Origin of the sequence: Sorangium sp. So ce185, from assembly GCF_051526825.1 — a bacterium.
Taxonomy (GTDB): domain Bacteria; phylum Myxococcota_A; class Polyangia; order Polyangiales; family Polyangiaceae; genus Sorangium; species Sorangium cellulosum_D.
The window spans coordinates 4,479,336-4,502,806 of sequence record NZ_CP150316.1; the positions used below are offsets into that span (position 1 = coordinate 4,479,336).

19 protein-coding genes are annotated in these 23,471 nt (G+C 70.4%); 12 read left to right on the plus strand and 7 right to left on the minus strand.

Translation table 11 applies throughout. From position 1 onward, the window contains the following. Nucleotides 1–26: 26 nt before the first annotated feature. The 4 genes from WMF26_RS16575 to WMF26_RS16590 form a co-directional block, all read right to left on the minus strand. Nucleotides 27–836 (minus strand): class I SAM-dependent methyltransferase, encoded by an 810-nt coding sequence (locus tag WMF26_RS16575; RefSeq protein ID WP_438001121.1) that lies wholly within the window; start codon nucleotides 834–836, stop codon nucleotides 27–29. Between the two features lie 167 nt (nucleotides 837–1,003). Beyond that, nucleotides 1,004–1,327: a hypothetical protein gene (locus tag WMF26_RS16580; protein WP_437947111.1), complete on the minus strand. Its 324-nt coding sequence runs from the start codon at nucleotides 1,325–1,327 to the stop codon at nucleotides 1,004–1,006. Nucleotides 1,328–1,762: 435 nt separating this feature from the next. Further along, nucleotides 1,763–2,449, minus strand: coding sequence for a uracil-DNA glycosylase family protein (locus WMF26_RS16585; RefSeq protein ID WP_437947112.1), 687 nt, complete (start codon nucleotides 2,447–2,449; stop codon nucleotides 1,763–1,765). Then, nucleotides 2,446–3,069: a rhomboid family intramembrane serine protease gene (locus WMF26_RS16590; RefSeq protein ID WP_437337990.1), complete on the minus strand. Its 624-nt coding sequence runs from the start codon at nucleotides 3,067–3,069 to the stop codon at nucleotides 2,446–2,448. The genes WMF26_RS16585 and WMF26_RS16590 overlap by 4 nt, the downstream gene beginning before the upstream one ends. 246 nt (nucleotides 3,070–3,315) lie before the next feature. On the opposite strand from WMF26_RS16590, the gene WMF26_RS16595 reads away from it, so the two are divergent. The 4 genes from WMF26_RS16595 (at nucleotide 3,316) to meaB (ending at nucleotide 8,956) form a co-directional block, all read left to right on the plus strand. Beyond that, nucleotides 3,316–4,755: a M14 family metallopeptidase gene (locus WMF26_RS16595; RefSeq protein ID WP_438001122.1), complete on the plus strand. Its 1,440-nt coding sequence runs from the start codon at nucleotides 3,316–3,318 to the stop codon at nucleotides 4,753–4,755. A 101-nt stretch (nucleotides 4,756–4,856) separates the two neighbouring features. Beyond that, nucleotides 4,857–5,309, plus strand: coding sequence for a VOC family protein (locus tag WMF26_RS16600; RefSeq protein WP_438001123.1), 453 nt, complete (start codon nucleotides 4,857–4,859; stop codon nucleotides 5,307–5,309). Further along, nucleotides 5,302–7,950, plus strand: coding sequence for a methylmalonyl-CoA mutase (gene scpA, locus WMF26_RS16605; protein ID WP_438001124.1), 2,649 nt, complete (start codon nucleotides 5,302–5,304; stop codon nucleotides 7,948–7,950). Before WMF26_RS16600 ends, scpA begins: the two co-directional genes overlap by 8 nt. A 1-nt stretch (nucleotide 7,951) precedes the next feature. After that, entirely contained in the window at nucleotides 7,952–8,956 is a 1,005-nt protein-coding gene (meaB, locus tag WMF26_RS16610; protein WP_438001125.1) for a methylmalonyl Co-A mutase-associated GTPase MeaB, read from the plus strand. Between the two features lie 889 nt (nucleotides 8,957–9,845). Here meaB and WMF26_RS16615 read toward each other — a convergent pair. Further along, nucleotides 9,846–10,220, minus strand: coding sequence for a hypothetical protein (locus WMF26_RS16615; protein ID WP_438001126.1), 375 nt, complete (start codon nucleotides 10,218–10,220; stop codon nucleotides 9,846–9,848). A 67-nt stretch (nucleotides 10,221–10,287) separates the two neighbouring features. Between WMF26_RS16615 and WMF26_RS16620 the strand changes: the two genes are divergently transcribed. After that, the gene (locus WMF26_RS16620) at nucleotides 10,288–10,908 is read left to right on the plus strand and encodes a glycoside hydrolase family 11 protein (RefSeq protein WP_438001127.1); all 621 of its coding nucleotides are present in this window, start codon (nucleotides 10,288–10,290) and stop codon (nucleotides 10,906–10,908) included. A gap of 317 nt (nucleotides 10,909–11,225) precedes the next feature. On the opposite strand, the gene WMF26_RS16625 is transcribed toward WMF26_RS16620, so the two are convergent. Beyond that, nucleotides 11,226–12,110 carry an SDR family NAD(P)-dependent oxidoreductase gene (locus WMF26_RS16625; RefSeq protein ID WP_438001128.1) on the minus strand — a complete coding sequence of 295 codons (885 nt, stop codon included), beginning with the start codon at nucleotides 12,108–12,110 and terminating at the stop codon, nucleotides 11,226–11,228. A gap of 839 nt (nucleotides 12,111–12,949) precedes the next feature. On the opposite strand from WMF26_RS16625, the gene WMF26_RS16630 reads away from it, so the two are divergent. The 5 genes from WMF26_RS16630 to WMF26_RS16650 all read left to right on the plus strand — a co-directional run bounded on the left by WMF26_RS16630 (nucleotide 12,950) and on the right by WMF26_RS16650 (nucleotide 17,732). Further along, the gene (locus tag WMF26_RS16630; RefSeq protein ID WP_438001129.1) at nucleotides 12,950–13,885 is read left to right on the plus strand and encodes a hypothetical protein; all 936 of its coding nucleotides are present in this window, start codon (nucleotides 12,950–12,952) and stop codon (nucleotides 13,883–13,885) included. A 743-nt stretch (nucleotides 13,886–14,628) separates the two neighbouring features. After that, nucleotides 14,629–14,934, plus strand: a complete 306-nt coding sequence (locus WMF26_RS16635) for an RNA recognition motif domain-containing protein (RefSeq protein WP_438001130.1) — start codon at nucleotides 14,629–14,631, stop codon at nucleotides 14,932–14,934. Nucleotides 14,935–15,238: 304 nt separating this feature from the next. Beyond that, on the plus strand, nucleotides 15,239–15,421 hold the full coding sequence (locus WMF26_RS16640) for a hypothetical protein (protein WP_061628774.1): 183 nt from the start codon (nucleotides 15,239–15,241) through the stop codon (nucleotides 15,419–15,421). Between the two features lie 209 nt (nucleotides 15,422–15,630). Continuing rightward, nucleotides 15,631–16,803, plus strand: a complete 1,173-nt coding sequence (locus WMF26_RS16645; protein ID WP_438001131.1) for a DTW domain-containing protein — start codon at nucleotides 15,631–15,633, stop codon at nucleotides 16,801–16,803. Nucleotides 16,804–17,309: 506 nt separating this feature from the next. Then, nucleotides 17,310–17,732, plus strand: coding sequence for an MbnP family protein (locus WMF26_RS16650; protein ID WP_438001132.1), 423 nt, complete (start codon nucleotides 17,310–17,312; stop codon nucleotides 17,730–17,732). Nucleotides 17,733–17,872: 140 nt separating this feature from the next. On the opposite strand, the gene WMF26_RS16655 is transcribed toward WMF26_RS16650, so the two are convergent. Then, entirely contained in the window at nucleotides 17,873–18,973 is a 1,101-nt protein-coding gene (locus WMF26_RS16655) for a hypothetical protein (RefSeq protein WP_438001133.1), read from the minus strand. A gap of 623 nt (nucleotides 18,974–19,596) precedes the next feature. On the opposite strand from WMF26_RS16655, the gene WMF26_RS16660 reads away from it, so the two are divergent. Together WMF26_RS16660 and WMF26_RS16665 are read left to right on the plus strand one after the other, a co-directional pair. Further along, the gene (locus tag WMF26_RS16660; protein WP_438001134.1) at nucleotides 19,597–21,951 is read left to right on the plus strand and encodes a pyridoxal-dependent decarboxylase; all 2,355 of its coding nucleotides are present in this window, start codon (nucleotides 19,597–19,599) and stop codon (nucleotides 21,949–21,951) included. Nucleotides 21,952–22,351: 400 nt separating this feature from the next. Beyond that, nucleotides 22,352–23,323 (plus strand): macrolide 2'-phosphotransferase, encoded by a 972-nt coding sequence (locus tag WMF26_RS16665; protein ID WP_438001135.1) that lies wholly within the window; start codon nucleotides 22,352–22,354, stop codon nucleotides 23,321–23,323. Nucleotides 23,324–23,471: the final 148 nt, after the last annotated feature.

The window sequence follows — 23,471 nt, forward strand, 5'->3', positions numbered from 1 at the left end:
CCTGACCGGACTCCTGGTGGGTGGAGCTAGCGCGTTCCGGCGCCCAGGTTGGCGACCATCCCGAGGCGCTGAGGACCCTCGCCGAACCGCGCCTGCAGCCGGGCGAGGATCGCCTCGCCGAGCTCGTCCCAGCGCGCCTCGCCGAGCTTGTCCCGCAGGAGCACCAGCGGCGCGTTGCTCCGGCGCATCGAGCCCCAGAGCTCCTCGGTCGAGGCCGCCTCCCAGGCGTGCTCGACCTCGCGCACCGAGACGTCGCGAAAGCCCGCGGCCTCCATCTCGGCGCGGAACTCCGCCGGATCTCCGAGCGGCGCCTTGCCCTCGCCGAAGGGCAGACCGGGCAGCTCGGCGCGGAGCGCCGAGAAGAGCTCGTCCATGATCGGCGACCGGTCCATCGGCGCCCAGCTCCCGACGACGGCCCGGCCACCCGGGCGCAGCACCCGGAAGAGCTCGCGGAAGCCGCGGTCGCGGTCGGGGAAGAACATCAGGCCGAACATCGAGAAGGCGGCGTCGAAGGCGCCGTCCTCGAAGGGCAGCGCCATGCCGTCGCCGACGCGGGCGTCCACCGCGAGCCCCGCGCGCGCGGCGCGCTCGCGCAGCCGCTCGACCATCGCCGGGGAGAAGTCGAGGGCGGTCACCTGCGCCTCCCGGGCGGCGAGGAGGGACAGGGTGCCTGGCCCGGCGGCCACGTCGAGCACGCGCGCGCCCGGGCCGATGGCGGCGAGCCGGAGGGCGTCGGCGGCGTATCTCTCGAAGTGGGGGACGACGTCGACGGCGTAGTCGCCGGCGACCATCTCCCAGGCGACCGGGGTGGCGAGGGGGCTCGGGGGCTGGGTCATCGGCGACGGTGCTATCACGCGCGCGCCGCGCCGATCCAGCCGGCGCTGCCCGGCGGCGCCCCACGACGCCCAGAAGAGGCGAACGACCTACACCAGGAGAAGCTGTACGGATCGCGGCGCGGTCCTCCCCGGCGGCGCCCCTCCGAGCGGCCGCGCCGGCGCGGCCGTCACTGTGCGACCGCGCCCTCGCGGCGATTCGCCACACGCGCCAGCGCCTTCGACCCGGCCCTCGCGCCGGCGGGGCGCGCCGCCGCCTCCGGCGAGCCCGGCTCCGCGTCCGCGCCCTTCTCGCCCTTCTCCGCTTCCGCATCCGCCGAGTCTGCGCCGGCCTCGGTCGCGTCGTGCGGCGGCAGCACGGCCTTCGCGGTCGACACGAGCAGCACGCTGGTCAGCCCCACGACGCTCGCCGATCCGGCGACGAACACCGCGATATGCATCATGGTGCGCTGGAGGAGGCTGCCTTCATTCAACTTCCGGAGGATCTTCAACATGGTGCTACCTGCCTCGTTCGCGAGCGCCCGCCCGCCGCCAGCGCCTTTGCTGCCTGTCAATGCGAGCCTCGTGCCACCCGCCCTCCGGCGGATCCACCGCATGGATCACAGGGCTTCTGGTGCTGCTCTGCCAAAGTGGACACGTCGGCGACCTGTACATTGGCGCATCCTGCCAAAATGACAATCCGTTTTGCGGAGACGCCGCGACCGCGGTGTGCGCGGTCGTCGTTGCGCGTCGTTGCGCGTCGTCACGTACGAAATACGGCGCACGCCCGACGGAGTTGTCGCGCGTTTCGTGCTGTCGACGCGTCTCCTGAGCTGTCGGCCTGGCCGTCCTCGACAGGATGTCCGCGCTTCGTCGGGAGAGGCCTCTCCGCGCGGTTTCCGCGCATGTTCGGCGGGGGGTCCGCGCGTCTTCCGCGCGTCTCCGCGCGCCTACCGCGGCTCGTCGGACGCCGCCGCGGCAGCGGGCGCGGCGCCCGCGAACGCGCGCGCGGCCTCGGGGTGCTCCGCGATGAGGCGGAGCGCGCGGCCGAGGAGCGAGATCCCCGGCTCGGTCCTGTGCCAGGTCGACGCGCCGCTCGGGTGCGGCAGGCAGATGACGTCGGCCTCGACGCCGTGGAAGCGCGCCCGGCGCGCCTCGCCGATCACGCCCGCGAGCGGCCCTCGGTGGCCGAGCACCTGCTCCACCGCGAGGCTGCCCACCGGCAGGATCAGCCTCGGCTCCAGGATCCCCACCTCGCGCGCGAGGTGCGTCCGGCAGCGCAGGATCTCCTCGGGATCGGGCTTCCGGTCGCCGCCGCCCTTCGCCTTGCCGGGGAAGCAGCGCGCGACGGCCGACATGTAGACGCGCCGCCGGAGCTCGTCCTCGCGCACGCCGAGCGCCGCCTCGAACCAGCGGAACAGGGTGCGACCCGCGGTCCACGCGAACGGGCGCCCCAGGCTGCCCTCGCGCGGGCCGGGCGCCTGGCCGATGAGCAGGATCCGGCTCGGGACGGGCGGACCGTGGACCACCGGGCCGATCATCTTCGGGCAGGCGCGGCACGCCTCGAGCTCGCGGTGCAGCGCGGCGAGCCGCTCCTCCGCGCTCAGGACGGGAAGACGGAGCGCGGGGCGCCTCATCGCGTCGACATCGGGCGCCTCGCGGCGCCGGCGGCCTGCGCGCGCAGGCGGCCGCCGAGGAGGCGCGCGGCGAGGACGCCGCCGAGGAAGCCGAAGAGATGGCCCTCCCAGGAGATGCCCACCCGCGTCGGGAGCACGCCCCAGATCATCCCGCCGTAGACGAAGCCGACCACCAGCGAGAGCGCGATCGAGAGGAGGCTCCGCTCGAACCAGCCGCGGAGCAGCAAGAAGCCGAAATACCCGAAGATGACGCCGCTCGCGCCGATGTGCACCGAGCTGCTCGACCCGATGAGCCAGACCCCGAGGCCGCCCACGAGCGCCGAGAGGAGCGTCACGAGGGCGAGGTCGCTCTTCTTGCGGAGCAGGATCAGCCAGCCGAGCGCGACGAACGGCACCGTGTTCGCGATGAGGTGCGCGAACCCGCCGTGCAGCCACGGCGCGAGCGCGATCCCGACGAGGCCCGGGATCGTCCGAGGACGGATTCCCAGGGCATCGAGCGATCCGTGGAACACCGCCATGTCGAGGATCTCGATCGCCCAGAGGAGCGCGACGACGCCTCCGAGCAGCGCCGCATGCAGCTTGAGCTCACGGGTGATCGCCCTGGTTTCGCTGGTGCTCATCCTGTCCTCGCGCTGTCCTCGCCGGCCCGCCGAGAGGGGACCCACGCTTCGAGCCTAGCGCGTGCAACAGCCACGCGCGCGCGCTCTTCCCGGCTCCTCGCGTCTCTTTCCGCGAGGCTTCCCACAAGGCGCCCCCGGTGCCGATAGCTGTCCCGTCCGGCGCGCGGCGCGGTAGAGATCGGGCTCATGCTCCTCACCCGCGCTGAAGCCACCGGATTTCGCGAGACATCCCTCCACGCCGACGTAATGCGGTTCGTCCGCGCGCTGGACGCCCGCGACGACCCGCGCCTCGCCGTGACGACCTTCGGGACCAGCCCGGGCGGACGGGCGCTGCCGCTGCTCGTGCTGTCGAAGGACGGCGTGCGCTCCCCGGCCGAGGCGCGCCGCGCCGGGCGCCCGGTGGTGCTGATGCTCGACGGGATCCATCCGGGCGAGGTGGAGGGCAAGGAGGCCAGCCTCGCGCTCGTCCGCGACCTGCTCGACGGCCGGCACCCCGACTGGCTCGACACGCTCGTGCTCCTCGTCGTGCCGCTGTTCAACCCCGACGGCAACGACGCGCTCGACCCGCAGAACCGCCGCCTCGACCTGAAGAAGCTCACCGGCCAGCCAGGCCCCGTCGTCGGTACCCGGACGCAGAGCCAGGGCATCAACCTGAACCGCGACTACCTCCGCCAGGCCGCGCCCGAGATGCGCCTGCTCCAGGAGCGCGTGTGCATCCCGTGGGCGCCCGATCTCACCATCGACAACCACGCGACCAACGGCTCGGTGCACCGGTTCCACATGACGGTCGACGTGCCGCACACCGCCGAGTCGGGGCGCGCCGAGCCGATCGCGATGGTGCGCGACCGCCTGGTCCCCGAGGTGATGGCCGCGGTGCGCAAGCGCGGCTTCGAGAGCGGCTGGTACGGCAACTTCGTCGAGGACGAGCGCGCGCTCGACGCGGGCGGCGACGCGGATCCGACGGCGACCGTCGGGCTCGGCTGGATGACGTACCCGCACCACCCGCGGTTCGGCTCGAACTACCGCGGGCTCACGGGCCGGCTCGACCTGCTGCTCGAGTGCTACAGCTACCTCTCGTTCGAGGAGCGGGTCCAGACCGCGTCGGCGTGGCAGATCGAGACCCTCTCCTGGGCCGCCGCCCACGCCGACGCCATCCGCGAGGTCGTGGCCTCGAGCGCCCGGCCGCCGGATCGCGTCGCGGTCCGCTACCGCCTCGAGCCGACCGCGACCCCGATCGACGTCCTCACGCGCAGCCCGCGGGCGTTCGACGGCGAGCCGGTCACCGTGCGGATCCCGCACCTCGCGCGGTTCGTCGGGACGACCGTGGTGGATCGGCCGCGGGCCTACCTGGTGCCGCCGGCGATCGCCGAGGCGCTGCGGCGGCACGGGCTCCGCGTCGCGCCGGCCGAGGGGGGGCACGACGTCGAGGTCGCCCGGGTGGCGTCGCTCGGCGCCGAGCACGGCCGCGCGATCCTCGAGGCGGCCCAGGTCGGCGAGGCGGCCGTCGAGTGGCGCGCGGAGGCGCGGCGCGCCCCGGAGGGGTGGTCCCGGGTCGACACCGAGCAGCCGCTCGGCGCGATCGCCGTGTACCTGTGCGAGCCCGAGAGCGACGACGGGGCGGCCGAGAACGGCCTGATCGCGGCGCCCGCCGTCGGGGACGAGCACCCGGCGTGGCGGGTCCGGTGAGCCCGGAGGCTTCACATTTCTCCCGCGTTCTGCTTTTCACGGGGGGCGATCGCTCCACATCCTCGCCGCTCGATGCCGCTCGCTGACCTGGAGGAGGGCGCATGAAGGACCAGATTCCCGGCTTTCTGTTCATCGACCACGTCGCCATGGCGGTGCCCGCCGGGCAGCTCGACGCGCAGGTGGCGGCCTACGAGCTGCTCGGCTTCCGCGAGGTGCACCGGGAGGAGGTGCGGGGCACGGATCAGGTCCGCGAGGTGATGCTCCGCGTCGGCGACAGCGACAATCACATCCAGCTCCTCGAGCCGCTCTCCGCCGAGTCGCCCGTCCAGAAGCTCATCGACAAGAACGGCGGCCGCGGCGGCTTCGCGCACGTCGCCTACCGCGTCAGCGACGTCCAGGCGGCCTTCGACGCGCTCAAGGCGCGGGGCTTCCGCATCATCGACGCGGCGCCCCGGCCCGGCTCCCGGGGCACCACGATCTTCTTCATGCACCCGAAGTCGCGCGACGACGCGCCGTTCGGCCACCTCATCGAGGTCGTGGAGTCCCATGGATGACAGGCTCTTCTCCGAGTTCGCGCCGGCCGCGCTGGAGACGTGGCGACAGGCGCTCGCGCGGGACCTCAAGGGCAAGACCGCGGACGATCTCTCCTGGGCGAGCGCCGAGGGGCTGCTCGTGCCGCCGATCTTCGCGCCGGACAGCCCCCCGCTCCCCGCGGCGGAGGGCGGGCCGCTCGTCGAGTCGCTCGTCGCCGAGCTCCGGGGCGGCGCGTCGGAGCTGCGCTTCACGCTCGGCAGCAGCTATTTCCTCGAGATCGCCCGCCTCCGCGCCGCGCGCCTCCTCGCCGAGCGCCTGCGGCCGGGCGCCACCGTCACCGCCGTGATCCCGTCGGCCGCCGTGCCCGGCGACGAGCCGCACAAGAACCTCCTCCGCGGCATCGTGGCGATGATGGCGGCCGTGGCCGGCGGCGCGGACGACGTGGTGATCACGCCGCCCGAGCGCCTGCTCGGCAACGCCCGGGTCATCCTCCGCGAGGAGGCCCGCTTCGAGGCCGGGGGGAGCCCGGCCGCGGGCTGCTGGTACGTCGAGCAGCTCACCCGGAGCCTCGCCCGGGCGGCGCTGCGGCAGATCGACGGCGCCGCGGAGCTCCCCGCGCCGGCCGCGGCCCCGGAGGGCGGCGCGCCGCTCGAGCACCTCGGCTTCACCGCCGGGATTCCGCCGTTCCTGCGCGGGCCGTATACGAGCATGTACGTGGTCCGCCCGTGGACCATCCGCCAGTACGCCGGGTATTCGACGGCCGAGGAGTCGAACGCGTTTTACCGGCGCAACCTGGCCGGCGGGCAGACCGGGCTCTCGGTCGCCTTCGACCTCGCGACCCACCGCGGCTACGACTCGGACCACCCGCGCGTGGTCGGCGACGTGGGCAAGGCCGGCGTGGCCATCGACACCGTGGAGGACATGAAGGTCCTCTTCGACCAGATACCGCTCGACAAGATGAGCGTGTCGATGACCATGAACGGCGCCGTGCTCCCCGTCATGGCGTTTTACATCGTCGCCGCCGAGGAGCAGGGCGTGCGGGCAGAGCTCCTCTCCGGGACCATCCAGAACGACATCCTCAAGGAGTTCATGGTCCGGAACACGTATATCTACCCGCCGGCGCCGTCGATGCGGATCGTCGCCGACATCTTCCGGTTCGCCGCCGAGAAGATGCCGAAGTTCAACTCGATCAGCATCAGCGGCTATCACATGCAGGAGGCGGGGGCGACCGCGGAGCTGGAGCTCGCGTACACGCTCGCGGACGGCCTCGAGTACCTGCGCACCGGCATCGCGTCGGGCATGGATATCGACGATTTCGCCGGTCGATTCTCCTTCTTCTTCGGGATCGGCATGGACCATTTCACCGAGATCGCCAAGCTGCGCGCGGCGCGGCTGCTCTGGGCGAAGATCGTGAAGGGCTTCCAGCCGAAGAGCCCGAAGTCGATGGCGCTCAGGACGCACTGCCAGACGTCGGGATGGAGCCTGACCGAGCAGGACCCGTTCAACAACATCACCCGCACGGCCATCGAGGCGCTCGCGGCCGTGCTCGGCGGCACCCAGTCGCTGCACACGAACGCGCTGGACGAGGCGCTGGCGCTCCCCTCGGACTTCTCGGCCAAGGTGGCGCGCGACACCCAGCTCTTCTTGCAGAAGGAGACCGACGTCTGCCGCGTCATCGACCCGTGGGGCGGCTCCCACCACGTCGAGCGCCTCACGGACCGGCTGGCGCGGCGCGCGTGGCAGTTCATCCAGGAGGTGGAGTCGCTGGGCGGCATGGTCAAGGCGATCGAGAACGGCCTGCCCAAGATGCGCATCGAGGAGGCGGCGGCCCGCAAGCAGGCGCGCATCGACGCGGGGCGCGACATCATCGTCGGCGTCAACGCGTACCGGCTGGAGCGGGAGGCGCCGCTGGAGCTGCGCGAGGTCGACAACACGGCGGTGCGCGAGCGCCAGGTCGCGCGGCTCGGCGCCGTGAAGGCGGCCCGCGCGGAGGCCGCGGTGGGCGAGGCGCTCGCCGCGCTCACGCGCGCCGCCGCGACGGGCGAGGGGAACCTGCTCGCGCTGGCCGTGGACGCCGCGCGCCGCCGCGCGACGCTCGGCGAGATCTCCGAGGCGCTGGAGCGCGTCTTCGGCCGCTACGAGGCCCCGGTGCGCGCGGTCAGCGGCGTGTACGGCGCGGAGATCCGCGACGCGGGCGCGGGCCGCGAGGTGGAGGCGCTCGTGCGCGAGTTCGCCGCCCTCGAGGGGCGCCGCCCGCGCATCCTGGTCGCCAAGATGGGGCAGGACGGGCACGACCGGGGCATGAAGGTGATCGCGACCGCCTTCGCGGATCTCGGGTTCGACGTCGACATCGGCCCGCTCTTCCAGACCCCGGACGAGGTGGCCCGGCACGCCGTCGAGAACGACGTCCACGTGGTCGGCGTCTCGTCGCTCGCGGGGGGCCACAAGACGCTGGTGCCCCAGCTGATGGACGCGCTCGGGGCGGCGGGCCGCGGGGACATCCTCGTCGTGGCCGGCGGGGTGATCCCGCCGCAGGACTACCGCTATCTCGAGGAGCGCGGCGTGGCGGGCGTCTTCGGGCCGGGGACGGTGATCCCCGACGCCGCGGCGCGGATCGTGCGCACGCTGATCGACAGGCTCTCGGCGCAGGAGGCTCGCTAGGTTGAAGCCGGATCCGAGGCAGCTCGTCGACGGCCTCGTGGCGGGCGACCGCGCGGCGCTCGCGCGCGCCATCACGCTGGCCGAGAGCGCGCTCCCCCGCCATCAGGAGCTCGCCGAGGAGGTCCTGGAGCTGTGTCTGTCGCACGCGCCGCCGCGCGCGGGCGGCGCCGTGCGCCTCGGCGTCAGCGGTGTGCCGGGCGTCGGCAAGAGCACGTTCGTCGACGCGCTCGGCGTGCACCTCGTGCGCGAGCGGGAGGAGACGGTCGCCGTGCTCGCGGTCGACCCGACGAGCCCCGTTCACGGCGGGAGCATCCTCGGCGACAAGACCCGGATGCCGCGGCTGGCGAGCGATCCGCGGGCGTTCATCCGCCCGTCGCCGTCGGGCGGCTCGCTCGGCGGCGTGACGCGGGCGACGCGCCAGGCGATCGTGCTCTGCGAGGCGGCCGGATACCGCAACATCCTGGTGGAGACCGTCGGTGTCGGGCAGTCCGAGGTCGCGGTCGCCGACATGACGGATTGCTTTCTGCTGCTCATGCTGCCCGGGGCCGGGGACGAGCTTCAGGGGATGAAGCGGGGGATCATGGAGCTCGTCGACCTCGTGATCATCAACAAGGCCGACGGCGGGAGCGAGGGCCGGGCCGCGCGCGCTCGGAGCGAGTACGAGGCCGCGCTGCACCTGTTCCCGCCGCCGCCCCACGGCTGGGCGCCCGTGGTGGGCGTCTGCTCGGCCCAGGAGAACCGCGGCGTCCGCGAGGCGTGGGGGCTGGTGCTGCGCCACCGCGCGCACATGCAGGAGAGCGGGTGGCTGCAGCGCCGCCGGGCCGCGCAGGCGCGCCGGTGGCTCGTCGAGCTGATCGAGGGGCACCTGCGGGAGGCGTTCCTGCGGAGCGACGCCGTGCGCGAGCGGATGCCGGGCCTGGAGGGGCTGGTGGAGGCCGGGGCGCTGAGCCCGCTGCGGGCCGCGCGGCAGCTGCTGGAGGCCTGGGAGGCGGCGGGGAAGGGGTGACGGCGGGGCCACCGGGCCGGGCGCCGGGAGGGGGAGGTCGGCGCGCGTCGTGGCCAGAGGAGGCGCGCGCCGCCCGGAGGGTGTCGAGAGGCTCCCGGTAGAATTGAAATTCAACGCAAAGGCTGCCGAGAGCCTCCCGGTAGAATTGAAATTCAACCCGGAGGGCGGACGACGAGCCCGCTCCCAAACGCAAGCGGGGCGCCTACCGGCCGTGGGCCGAGCTTCTGCGCCGCACGCTTGCGATCGATGTCCTCGCGTGTCCAGCTTGCAAAGGCAGGATGAAGCTCGTCGCCATGCTCACCGAGCCAAGGAGCATCGCCCGCTTCCTCACCGCGCTTGGCGAGCCCACCGACGTTCCAGTGCGCTCCCCTCTGTGCCAACGTCGGGTGAGACAAACTGCCTCTGGAAATCTGTGGTGAAAGGGCGGAGAATGGACCTGACCCGTGCCGAAGCTTTCCCATCTCCGATCCGTCGATCCTACCCCCGCCCCAGCGGCGCAGGGCGCTGCGCCCCGCCCGAGTGGCGCCGCCGTCGAGAGCGTGGCGAAGCCGGGCCAGAGGCGGAAGTTCTCGGCGGCGGAGAAGCTGCGCATCGTTCGCGAGGCGGCTGCGTGCACCCAGCGCGGGGAGGGGGAGATCGACGCGTTGCTGCGCCGCGAGGGCATCGACAGCCCCCTCCTGGCGGCGTGGCGCAAGCTGCTCGCCCTCCACGGCAGCGAGGCTCTCGCGGAGCGTAAGCTCGGCCACAATCCGCACGATGTACCGGCTGCTCGCCGCCTCCGGCGAGAGCGGGGAGCGGCGCGCGCAGCGTGGGCCGATCAATCTTCCAGAGAGAGCGTGGCCCAGGGCACAATTGCCCGAGAATGGGCGAAGATATAAGCCGTGAAACATCACATGACAACAATCGTCAGCAAGCAATTCTGGAAAGCGTCCATGAAAAATTTGCAGCAGAATCGGTCCTCTCGTTGGTTCATACTGGCGTTCGCGTCAGTCGCGCTAGCAGGCTGTGACGGTGGTGCCGATACCATGGAGCCCTCGGGCGGCTCATCGTCTTCTAGCAGCTCTTCATCCTCCAGCTCCAGCTCCAGCTCCAGCTCTAGCTCATCTTCGAGCAGCTCTAGCTCATCTTCGAGCAGCTCTAGCTCGTCTGCGAGCAGCTCCAGCTCGTCTGCGAGCAGCTCTAGCTCGTCTTCGAGCAGCTCTAGTTCTTCTGGTTCTGCTGGAGGCGGGGATCCAACGGGTACGCCTCTCCCTGATTTCTCCAAGTATTCAGCCTACACTGAGCAATACACTGAAAAAACTGTGATCACGTCAAATCACGCAACGGGCCATGTGGGTGATTTCTTCTTCACCCACTGGAAAGATGGCGGCTCGACATCTTTGACTGTGGACCCGAATGGCGAATTCAGCGTGACCTGGCAGGGCGGCGGCTATAACTATGTCGGTGGTCCGGGATGGCATTACGGAGATGAGAACAGGGTGATCGGCTACCGCTTGAATAACGACAGCGGCGCGAGCTATATCGCTTTGTACGGCTGGGGGTACGACAAGACCATGCCTACTTCGAACCCGGCACACCTGGTGGAGTATTACATTCTGCAACGATGGAGTTATGACCCCAGCCAAGGTGCTACCGCTGGCAAGACCTTCGTGAGCGATGGGGTTGAGTATTCCACGTACCGCTCAACGCGGCAGCAGCAGCCCTCTATCAATGGTCGCTCCACTTTCTACCAATACTGGAGTAAGCCTGCTCGGCCGCAGGCCCTCGGACAGGACCACAAAATCATATTCGCCGATCACTTGAAGGCATGGGCCGACACCGGCTGGATTGTTCCGAACATGAACAATCTGGATGCGAGCGACGATCCCACCTATCAGGTCATCGCCGTCGAGGTGTTCAACCCCGGCAGCAATGGAACTGCATCTGGTCGCGTTTGGGACGAGACGCCCTAATCGAAAGAAATGTGGCGCTCCTGAGCGTTTCGTAGGTGTACGGCGCGAACACCGATATCCGTTCTGTAGACCGGATCCTCGCGAGGTGCGCGCCGTCGCCGTAGATTCGCGACACGATGCAAGAGCAAGAGCGGCCTGCGACGACGGGTGGCTGGGCGCAACAGCAGCCGGGAGAAGGGCGCGGTCGACGCCGACGTCGCCGCCCGCGTGAAGGTCGCCCGCAGGCGCACGAGGTGCTGGCGATGGTGCAGGCCCGGCTCGGGAGGCTGCCGCCTGGGGCCCGGCCGGAGTCTATTCAATGTGCTCACGGATCCCGCTCACGCGTCGGCGTCAATGCTCTTGGGCTTGGCGCCGGCGGCCAGCATCTCCTCGCGCATGCGCTTGTGCCTGTAGCTGGCTAGCTTGAGGCTGAGCGCCGGAGACAGGCGATCGAGGTACCAGAACGCCTTCCACCATTTGGGCAGGACGATGATCGCCTCGTTGCGGGCGACGGCGTCGAGCGTGCGGCGCGCGAGCTCTTCGGGGGAGATTGGGCGCAGGCGCTCCGACATGCGCATGATGGCCTCCTTGGAGACGTTCTCCACGTTGATACGGCCGTACACACCGCCGGTGAGGATGGGTGTGCGGATGGTGCCGGGGCACAGGACGGAGGCGCGGACGCCGTAGCGCTCTGCCTCCACGCGGAGGGCCTTGGTGACGGCGACGACGGCGTGCTTGGTGGCGGTGTAGGCGCCCTCGTTGAAGCCCGCGACGAGGCCTGCGACGGAGGCTGTATTCAGAATGTGTCCTGAACCCTGCTTCACCATGATCGGGTAGACTGCCTGGATGCCGTAAACGACGCCGCGCAGGTTGACGTCGATGACGTCGTCCCAGTCCTCTTGCACGTGACTGGCCATCTCGCCCCCGACGACGATGCCGGCGTTGTTGAACAGGTAGTCGATGCGGCCTGAGCGCTGCAGCGTTTCTTTTGCGATGGCCTTGAAGGCCGGCAGGCTGCGCACGTCGAGCTCGGCGGCGGTCGCGCGACCTCCGCGGTCGGTGATGCCTTTGGCGACCTCCGCGGCGACGCTGTGCTGGCGATCCGCCAGCACGACCTCGCACCCTCGATGGGCGAGCTCTTCACCGAGCGCGCGGCCGATGCCGGAGGCGCCTCCGGTGACGATTGCGACCTTGTTTTCAAGCGTTTTCTGGTTGGTGCTCATCGGGCGCGGACGCTATCACGTTCACGCGCCGCGCACGATATGCCCTTCGAGATCGATGTGTTGACAGCAGCGCCGCGACGACTTGGCCCAGCGACCGCGAAGGCGTGCAAACCAGCCAGACAGCGCGCAAGTATTCGGAATTACACGGTTCCTATCCCACTGCGTCGGGCGCTGATCCTCCGGAGAAGCGAGTGCCACAACATGAGCGATATCATGCGGTTGCGCGCGGTCTGGCCGTTCTGGTCTCCTCGGGGGCGCTTTCGCGGTTGGGAAGCGACGCCGGTGAGCGGTGAGAGCGGTGCCGCGGCGCGGCCGCATGTTCGTACCGGGGGCGGGCGTGGTCATTGCGGACGTGGCCGACAGTCCCGTCCCCCGGTCGCTCGCCGGACCAGGGCTGCTCGCGCACGTGACATGGTCGATCTCCTCTTGCGGCGTCCCCTGCGGGCGAACGAGGTGGAACCTGCGTCGAGGGGATACCTCGGCCGGGCGCGGAGCAAGTGCCCTGATCCGGATGACCCGAGCGTTCACGATGCCTCCGTGGATCCGCGCGTCCGCCAGGTCGCGGAGTATGCCTGCGAGCCCCGCAGGCTGTGGCGTGAACCTCCCGGCTTCGACCGCGCGCTCTGGCGCGACGCGGCGCCCACCTCGGCCTCCAGGTGGGGCTGGAGCCGCTCGACGCGCTGGTCCTCGCGGGGACGCCCCCGCGGCCGGAGGCGCGCGCTCCCGCGAGAAAAATCCCCTCCGCCGGCCGGCCTCGACCAGCGCGGGACGACGGGCGCTCCTCCTGGTCCATGGTCCCGCGGAGGGCCCCGGGCCGGAGAACTCGCTAAGATATCGGCATGCGTCCGCTTGTCTTGTCCCTCGCCGCCCTCGCTCTCCTGCTCCCGGCCGCCGCGCCGGCGCTCGCCGAGGAGACCGTCAAGGAAGAGGATTGGGCGAAGTCCCGTGGCTTCCGCCTCGGCGTGGAGGCGGACGTGCTCGTCAGCACCATCGAGGCGAACCTCCCGCGCCGGGAAGCGGCGAGCGGCGGCGGGACGAGCGCCGGCGGGGAGGCGAGCTCCTTCGCGGCGTCCTTCGCGGCGGTCGCCCAGATCCCGCTCTTCGCGGGGCTCCACCTCGACGCCGAGCTGCCCTTCGCGTACGGGAGCAGCCAGGCGAGGCCGCCCGACGCGGCGGTGGGCGACGCGGCGACCGTCGCGCCGGAGCTCGAGGGGTTCTTCTTCGGCAACCCGTCGATAGGGCTCCACTACGTCGCGAGCGTCTTCCCCACGCTGATGGTCATCGGCGGGCTCTCGGCCTCCATCCCGGTCACGCAGGACCCGTCCGACGACACGGCGGCGGCCGCGGCGGCGGCGCTGGCCGTGCGCGGGTACTTCGACGCGCAGCGGACGCTCCTGGAGCACGTCCCGCTGCGCGCCCGCGGCGGCGTCGAGCTGCGCCCGATCGAGGCGTTCTACGTGCGGAGCGATCTCGTGGCGATGTTCGCCATCCCCACCGATGACGGGGAGACGGAGGTCTTCATCGAGCACGCCACCGAGGCGGAGCTGCGCAGCGTGGGCGGGTTCGGGGTCGGCGCGCGGCTCCAGGCCGCGTTCCCGCTCACGCGGACCGACAAGGTGGTGCTCGCGGCCGAGCCCTTCGTCGGGGTGGAGCCGCCCACGTCGGGCCTGTACTTCCGGGCCGGGCTGCTCGTGGCGCTGGACGAGCCGCTCGGGTTCGGCCTGGAGCAAGGCAAGCTCGCGACGGTCCGCGTCGCGCTGGGCGGCAAATTCTGAGTCGGCCGTGGCGCAGGCCACGAGAGCCACGGGCCGCGGCGACCTCCGACAGCCAGAGCAGACGGGCTCAGCGTCATAGCGAGAGCATGAAATTGACGCCCTATGTATTCGCGGCGTGGAGGAAGTGCGCGGACGAGCGTCAACGATGCCAGTTCGTCGGGACGCAACCGTGGCATACGGCGCGGGCGATCAGTGGTTTTATCGGACCGCGACCAATGGCATCGACTGTAACAACGACACCTCTCCATCGGAGAGCCCGAGGAGCTGGGCGGTCGTGCCCGCGCGGTCGGCATGGGCCACCGCTCTCGCCGCTGCTCCCGTTCGCCAGCGGCGTCACCGTGACGTCGGGTACGAGGGAATACTTCTGGAGCCCGGCCACGGCGGCGGGCTCATCACCGGCGGATCGGCGCCGCCTTCTGCGAGGGCCGTCCGCGCCTTTGCCCTCATTTCTCGCAGATCATCCGGGACGCGCCGCGCACAGAAGAATCCTGCACGGTACCCCTTGCGCACCACGCCGTGCCGGAGTACCCTGCCTTCCTCACGACGTCACTGGCCCTCGACACGATGCTTTTTCTCCCTCTGCACGAGGGAGGCGTTGCTCGCGCGGATGACTGGACGACGCACCGTGTGCCTGCGCGGGATTCGCCGCGCGGCACGTCACCGTTCGATCCGCAACGGCTTCATCGAATGGCAGGCGAATGAGCGCTCACGAGCGCAGCTGCAGGCCGTGAAAGCAACGTGTCATGGGTAATCGTCTTTACGTCGGCAATCTCTCGTACAACACCACGCGCGAGTCCCTCGAGAGCGCCTTCTCCGGCAGCGGCGAGGTCCGCGAGATCTCGATGCCGACCGATCGCGAGACCGGCCAGCTGCGCGGGTTCGCGTTCGTCACGATGGGCTCGGCCCAGGATGCGAACAGCGCGATCTCGCAGCTCAACGGCTTGATGCTCGACGGGCGCGCGCTCAAGGTCAACGAGGCGCAGGAGCGCCCGGCCGGCGGCGGCGGGCGCGGCGGCTTCGGCGGTGGCGGCGGGCGCGGTCGTTACTGATCGCGCTGCTCGTACCGTCGAAACAGGGCGGCGGACCCTCGAAGGTCCGCCGCCTTTTTTGCCGCCCGTGAGCCTGCGCACGAGCCAGCCGAGCTCGAGCGGGCTACCGAGCGCGCGGGAGAGGGCCTCTCCGCGTGCTCGTCTCGTCGAACTTGCCAGAGAACCAGGCTGCTCGTGTAACGTGTGGACACACGCTCCGGCACGACCGCAACCACATGTCGGTGTGTCCGGGCGTGCGCCGATAGATCTCACCGAGAAGCCTATTTCGGGACGCCCGATGAGGCGTCCTGAGGCTGGAGTCATCATGCAACGACAGACCGCGTTGAAGCGCCAGAAAGAGCGCGCCCGTATCGAGAAGCAGCGCGAGAAGACGGCGAACCGCCTCGAGCGCCGCAATGACAAGGGATCGAGCGGCGGTCTGGCGCCGGGTGAAGATCCGGATATCGCCGGCATCGTCCCAGGGCCGCAGCCGCCCGCCGTCGATTGAGCCCGGTCACCGCGCCGCGCCGCTCCGCGCGGCGCAGGTCGCGAGCCGATGCCCTGCCGGGATAGACCTTCCTGACCGCTCACGCCCGGCTCCTCGAGGGGGCTCGGCCTCGCCAAGGCGCGCAGACGCCGACATCTCGTTCTCGTCGTGGCGCCCTTGGCGGTTCACTTCTCGGTCGATCGACCCGGCCGGTGTTCTAGGGTGCCTCCATGCGCGACGTCTGCTGGCGCTGCCGGCGCCCCCGTCCGGTCTGCTACTGCTCGCTCCTGCCCTCCTTGCCGACGAGGACCCGGGTCGTGCTCCTCCAGCACCCGCGCGAGCGGCGCGTGGGCATCGGCACGGCGCGCATGACCCACCTCTCGCTGCCCAACTCCGAGCTGCACGAAGGCGTCGTCTTCGAGGACGACCCCAGGATCGCCGCCCTCGCCGCCGATCCGACGACGGCCGTGCTCTATCCCGGGGGCGACGCGCGCCCGGCGGACGATGCGCCGGTGCGCTCGCTCATCGTCGTCGACGGCACGTGGTGGCAGGCGAGGAAGATGCTCGCGCTGAACCCCCGCCTGGCCGCGGTGCGCCGCATCGGCGTCACGCCCCGGGCGCCGGGCAACTACCGCATCCGCAGGGAGCCGCGGCCCGAGTGCCTCGCCACGGTCGAGGCGGTGGCCAGCGCGCTCGGCGCCCTCGAGGGCGAGCCCGCGCGGTTCGACGCGATGCTGCGGGCCTTCGCGTTCATGGTCGACCGGCAGATCGAGCACCAGGCGCGGAGCACGGCCCCGCGGAAGCGGCGCGCCGAGGCGCCCCCGCCGCTCGCGCCGCTGCGCCCCTACCTCGCGGATCCGGCGAGGGTGGTGGTCGTCGACGGCGGCGCCAACGCCGGTTGGCCGGCCGCCGACGGCGCGGTCGAGCCCAGGTCCGAGCTCGTGCACCTCGTGGCCTGCCGCGCCTCGGGCGAGCGCTTCGAGGCGTTCCTCCGGCCGCGGCGCCCGCTGGGCCCGAGCGTCGCGCACCAGCTCGAGGTGCCCGAGGCCCGCCTGCGCGACGGCGAGGACGCGGGCGCCGCCCTGGCCCGGTTCCGCGCCTTCGTCGGCGACGGCGTGCTGGGCACGTGGGGCGTCTTCACGGTCGACCTGCTCGCGCAGGAGGGCCTCCTGCGCGCGCCCTTCGTCGACCTGCGCGACCTCTGCATGCGGCACCTGCGGCGGCGCCCCGGCGGCATCGCGAACGGGGCGCGGGCGCTCCAGGCCGGGGAGCCGGCGCCGCGGGGCGCCGGCCGGTGCGGGCGCACGGTGGGGTGGCTCGAGGTCGTGCTCGCGCGGCTGCTCGAGCTCGCGGGGGAGGACACGGCAAAAGGCAGTCAGAAGCGCCCTGCGGGAGGCGACTGACGGTATCGGTGGCCAGACGTCTGGACGAGCGCCGGTCATCGGAGAACAGCCCCGAGCTCCCCTACGTGACAGCCCCGAGCTCCCCTACGTATGGAGCGGCGGCTCGTATTCGTCGTGGCGGTGGCCCCGGCGCATGGTCCGCCCGCCGCGGTCCCCGCCGACGAGACAAGGCGACCTGTCCACCGAGAGACACCTCGAGGAAGCGACGCCGCAGAGCGCTTGAGAGGCTCCGGGCCGCTTGGAGGAAGCCGCATCGCGGATCTGTGAATGCAACCCTGATAGCCTCCGTCTGAGCTGCCTCAGGTGCGTCTACGCTGGCTTTCGATAGGCGCTCTCGGGCACGTTTCGCACGGATACCGCCGGCTCCCCGCGGAGGACGGCCGCGAGGTGCGACAAATCGATGCACCCCAGGAGAGCCGACTTTCGAGTAGGCTGCTATCCGTTCCGGCGCGGTGGTGACGACGCTGCCGCCTCGTAGCTTGAAGGGTTGCCCGATGGTTGGTTCGATGGCTCGTGTCACCTTCCTGAGCGTGGCCTGTCTCGCGGCGCTGAGCGGGTGCGGCGAGGGCGACGAGGACGTCGCCTCCAAGACGTTCGCGCTGAGCTTCGCCGCCAAGGTCGGCGACGAGCCGTTTTCCTGCACGACCACGTTCGACGGAGTCGGCACGACCCGATCGGCGGTGAAGCCGCTCGATGTTCGTATGTACGTCTATGACGTCCGGCTTGTGCGCGACGACGGGTCCGAGGAGCCGCTCTCGCTCGAGCAGGACGGCAGTCGGCAGCGCGACAAGGTCGCGTTCCTCGACTTCGAGGACGGCACGGGGACCTGTGAGACAGGCAGCCCGGAGACGAGGACCGAGATCGTGGGCACCGCCCCGGCCGGCGATTACGCCGGTGTCAGGTTCAACCTGGGGTTGCCCCCTTCATGAAGAGCTTGACCGATCCGGAATTCGCGGCCGTGGTGGACGGCGCGCAGGCGCCGTAGCCCGTCGAGCGCGGGTCCGTCGCGAGCGCGCCACCGCGCTGGGAGCACGGCGCCAGACCGCAGCCCCCCAGCGCCCCAGGCGGGCTACTTTGCGATCTTCCGGATCTTGCCCTCGCCAGCCCAGTAGACGCCCGTGCCGTCCACGGCGAGGTCATAAAGCTCGCCGGTGGACGCCAGGACCTGGGTGCCGGTGCCGTCCTTGCACATCGCCCGGAGGGCTGTTCCATCGAGCCAGTAGATCCTCTCGTTATCGACGACGACCCTCGTCCCTCCGGTGGCGAGCTGGACGGGGGTGCCGCCGCTCTTGGGCATTCTGTAGACCCCGTTGGCGGCGTAGTAGACGTTGGCCTCGTCGAAGTCGAGATACCAGCTCAGACGAGGTATGAACCTGGTCGGCGCTGCGGCGCCAGACTTGGGCGCCTTCATGATGCCAGATGAGGCGAGCTCGCGATAGTACAGGCTATCGCCGTCCTCGAACAATGACGTCCGCAACCCGCCCCCACGAGGGACAACCACGGAAGGGGTTCCGCCCGAGAGCGGCCGGGCGTAGATGTCGTAACGATTGTTGCCAATCCAGTAGATACGGGTCGAGTCCACCGCCACCCCCGACGGGTAGCCGCCGGCGATCGGCAGCGCGGTGATGGTGCCGTCCGGGTTCACCCTGTTCAATTTGCTCCCGAGGCCGGGACCGCTGCCGGCGAAGTAGGCGTAGGGGCCGCTTCCCACGAGCTCGGTCACGTACGTGAGCCTATCGATGAGGATGCTCTTCGCGCCGCCGGCCTTGGGGACCCTGCCGACCTCGTCGTCGCCGACCTCGGAGCCATAGCCGCCGCCGTAGTACACGTACTGGTCCGTCAGCGCGAGCTGAAGTGCGCCGTTGGTGTTGACGGTCGCGAGATCGATGGGGGTGCAGCTCCCGTTGCACAGCGGCGCGCACGCAAGCGTGGGGGCGGAGGTACTGCCGCCGGGGGCGGCGTCGTCGCCTGAGCCATCGCGGCTCTCGAGCGCGCCCTCTGCCCGGCCTTCCTCCAGGCTCGCGCCGGCGACGTCCACCTCATCGAGCGAGCCGATGCAGCCGACCATGGCGGCAGAGAGGAGGAGGGCCGAAGCGGCGTAGAACGAGGTCTTCGTTCGGGCGAGGGCTTCGGCTCGGGAGGAACGGGGACCTGCGATACGTTCTTTCATGCACACACCTTGTGGAAGATCGCGCGTCGCGCGGCGATGAGGAGGCATGAGCCTCGGTTGAACAGGCGCGTCGAGCCGCCAGTGTCCCTACCGCTATTCACTTGGGATATCCACCTGTATATTTCCACCGTGACGGTGGGATCGTTTACCGATGGATGAGGTGGGCTTGCGAGTGATAGCGCGCTCAATTACGCGCGCAACCATACGCGTATTCGATCTTGCGTTGATTCGTCCGCCGTACGAACATAAAGCGTACCAGGACGCATGAGAGCTTGACGCTCGTCTTCTGGAGTGCATCGAGCGTTCGATGCACCTCCACCCACACAGGCGATGTCTGTGCCTCGCGACACAAGAGTGACGGCCAGCGACGACACTCTGTCGGCGATGGCAGACAGGTTCGCGCGCGCTCGCCGCCTCGCCGAGCGCCCGTGGCCGGTGACGCATCGCAGCGAAGCGCGCTGGCCGAGAAGCGCGCGCCGGATCCGGGCGGATCGCGCCGGCTTGACCGTGGTCAAGGCGACCTTGTACCGTCTGGCCACCCTCGTTGCGAGATTCCCTCGAGAGGGCGAGCAAAGAGGAGCGAAAGCACCATGAGCGGGCGGGCGTCGAACGACAAATCCAGGATGAAACAAATGTTCCAATTCGGCGACGGCCCGTTCCTCAAAGGGGCCGGGACCAGGGCGCCGGAGGCGTGGTTTCTGGGCCCGAAGGCCGAGAACGCCGACGAGCTCGAGAGGCTCATCGTCGAGGCCATCCGGGATCACTCGTTCTGGCGACGGAACTTCCACCCTCAGGATCCCACGCACATCACCGAGCAGTCCAAGCGACACCCGGCCTACCTCCACGCGATGGACTCGCTGAAGGACAACTTCCGGTCGCTCATGTCGTTCCTCAAGAAATCGGTGCCCTTCTTCAGCGATCGGTACCAGGGACACATGAACTGGGACACCTCGATCCCCAGCGTGCTCGGCTACTTCGCCGCGATGCTCTACAACCCCAACAACGTCGCGTTCGAAGGGTCCACGGCGACCACGATCCTGGAGATGATCGTGGGCGACGATCTCTGCCGGATGCTCGGCTATGCGCTGCCGGACGACGGCGCCGGCGAGCAGGCCGTTCGACCGTGGGGGCACATCACCTGCGGCGGCACGGTCGCGAACATCGAGGCGATCTGGTCCGCCAGGAACTTGAAGTTCTACCCGCTGTCGCTCCGGGACGCGCTGAAGTCCGAGCCGAGCCTCTCGGCGGCGCGTGAGCTCGTCGTGACCACGTGCGACGGCAGGCGCGCGCTGCTCGGCGCGCTCGACGCCTGGTCGCTCCTGAACCTCAAGGTGGACGAGATCCTCGCGCTGCCCGCCCGCCTCACGCAGGAGTACGGCATCTCGAGCGACACGATCACGGCCGCGATGGCGGGCCACTCCCTCCAGCACCTCGGCATCCAGGAGCTCTACCGGCGATGTGGGGCGGACCTGCCGTGCTCGCCCGTGTTCCTCGTCCCCGCCACGAAGCATTACTCATTCCCCAAGGCCGCGGCGGTGCTCGGCATCGGCTCGGCGAACGTGCTCGACATCCCCGTGGACTGCGACGCGCGGATGAGCCTCTCCGCGCTGGAGGCGACGCTGAAGCGCTGCCTCGACGAGCGGCGGCCGGTCTACACCGTGGTGAGCGTCGTCGGGAGCACGGAGGAGAGCGCGGTCGATCCGCTGAAGGGGATCCTCGAGCTGCGCCAGCGATTCCAGAAGGAGGGGCTCTCGTTCGCGGTCCACGCGGACGCCGCTTGGGGCGGCTATTTCGCCTCGATCCTCCGCCCCGACGAGGGGCCGCGCGCGAAGGAGGCGCCCTCGGGGCCCGCGGCCGAGATCGGGATGAGCAGGTACGTGACGGCGCAGCTCTCGGCGCTCGGCCGGGCGGATTCGATCACGGTGGACCCGCACAAGTCGGGCTATGTCCCTTACCCGGCCGGGGCGCTCTGCTACCGGAACTCGGCGATGCGCGACATGGTGACGTTCAAGGCCCCGTACATCGTCCACGGGGACGCGGAGCCGACCGTGGGCATCTACGGGCTCGAAGGGTCGAAGCCAGGCGCCGCGGTGGCGGCGGTCTACCTGAGCCACAAGGTCATCCGACCCACCCGGAGCGGGTACGGGCAGCTCCACCGGAAGGCCCTGTTCAACTGCAAGAGGTTCTACGCGCGGCTCCTCTGCCTGGCTCGCCCGGACGACCGGTTCACCCTCGTCCCGGTCCCGCGGCTCCCGGCGGAGATCGGGGGCGGCGACGCGGAGAGCGAGCTGCAGTTCATCCGCGAGCGGATCGACCGGCCGAGCCTCGAGGAGCTCCTGGCCGACCCCGAGGCGATGGCGCTGCTGCCGGAGCTCGGCCCCGACCAGAACATCCTCACCTACGCCGTCAACTTCAAGCACCCCGACGGCTCGATCAACACGAGCCTCGACATGATGAACCGCTTGAACAAGGCGATCTATGATCTCCTGAGCATCGCCCCCGGGGACGACATCTATCATTACCGGATGATCGTGAGCACGACCGACTTCAGCGAGGAGCATTACGGCAAGGTCTTCATCGAGGACTACAAGCGGCGCCTCGGGGTCTCGGCGTCGCCGGGCTCGACGGTGACGGTGCTGAGATCCACGATGATGGCGCCCTGGCTCCTGGAGTCTCCCGACGGGAGCATCCTGGACGTGCTCGAGATCGAGCTCCGCGACGCGATCTTCAAGGCGATGATGCGCGACTCGATGCTCCAGGTCTTCGAGGAGATCGACACGAATCGGGACGGCACCCTGGACGTCTCCGAGATCATGGCGAAGTTCCGCGAGAAGGGCTTTCAAGACGGCGATATCGACGAGTTCTTGCAGGTCTGCGACGTCGACAAGAACGGCAGCGTGTCGGTGAGCGAGTTCCTCGGGGCGTTCTCGCACTTCCTGGTGAAGGCGAAGCTCTCGGGGAGAGAGGCGAAGGTGTAGCCGGGTGAAGGGGGCTCTCGCCGCCTGGAGGGAGGCCGAGCCGGGAGCTCGCGGCGCCGCCGTGCCGCGGGGCCGGCGTCGCGCCGAGCGCCGCGAACGCTGTTGCGGCGCAGGGCGCGGCGTGAGATGCTCCGTCCGTGGCATTCATCCGGCTGCGCTGAGCTCGGCATCCTCGTCTCCCCCGTAACCCCGGCACGGCCGGGTCGACGTGGCGAGCGCGCGGGTGCCCGTCCGTGCCCTGTCTTCCACCGCAACGCGGAAGACCGGGGCGCGGAGCCTCACGCCCGGTAGCCTGGAAGGAGCATGCCACGCACGCCTGGCCGGTCGTGAGCTCGCGCCGCGAGTCTTCCCCATCCACGCGCGCCGCCCGCAGCGGCGGCGCGCGACGAGGCTCGCGATCATGACCGAACGTTCCAACACGCCGTCCACCCTGTCCCCGTCTCCTTCCTCCTTCGCGCCCATCGACTCCGTCGGCGCGCTCCTCGATGCGGCGCGCCGCGAGGGGCTCCGGCTCGTCGCCTCGCACGAGGGCTTCGACCAGACCGGGCTCGACTTCCTCGCCGTGCACGCCAGCGACGAGGAGGGCGTGCCGTGGATCGTGCGCACGCCGCGCCGGGCCGCGGTGGTCGAGGCCGCGCGCGTCGAGGCGCGCGTGCTCGCCCTCGTGCGCGGGCGCTTGCCGGTGGCTGTCCCCGACTGGCGCGTGCACACCGACCAGGTGATCGCCTACCCGAGGCTCGGCGACGTCCCCGCGATCACCATCGACCCCGAGGCGGGCGTGCGCTGGAACCGCGTCGACCCGGCGGCGCCCTCGGAGGCGTTCATCGCGTCGGTGGCCGACGCCCTGGCGGCGCTGCAGCGCGTGGACGTGGCGGCGATCGCGGCGGCGGGCGTCCCGGTGAAGTCCATCGACGAGACGCGGCAGCTCCACGCGCGCGCCATGGACGAGACGCGCGCCGCGCTCTCGCCCCCCGACGCCCTCTGGGCGCGGTGGCAGCGCTGGCTCGCGAACGACGCGGTCTGGCCGCGCCACCTCGCCCTCGTGCACGGCGACCTCCACCCCGGGCACATGCTCCTCGACGAGGGCGGCCGGCTCACCGGGATCCTCGACTGGACCGAGGCGCACCTCGGCGATCCGTCGGTCGACTTCGCCCTCTTCGCCGGCGCCTTCAGCAAGGCCGCGTTCGACGCGTGCATCGCGCGCTTCGAGGCGGCCGGCGGCGCGACCTGGCCCGGCCTCGCGGCCCACGCCCAGGAGCGCTGGGCGGCCTGGCCCGCCATGGCGGCGAAGTGGGGGATGGACACGGGCAACGAGGGCGTGATCGCGCACGCGCGCTCGATGCTCGCCCAGATCGCGGCCGAGGGCAGGTGAGCGGTCCTGGGGGGTAGTGGTCAACTTTGCCCGGAGAGAGTCCACATGAAGGCGGGAAGGCTTTAATATTATTCATGTTTTCTTCCCGGCTTCCCGCCTTCATGTTCAAATTTGACCACGACTCGACCCCACCCTGAGTAGCCTCTTG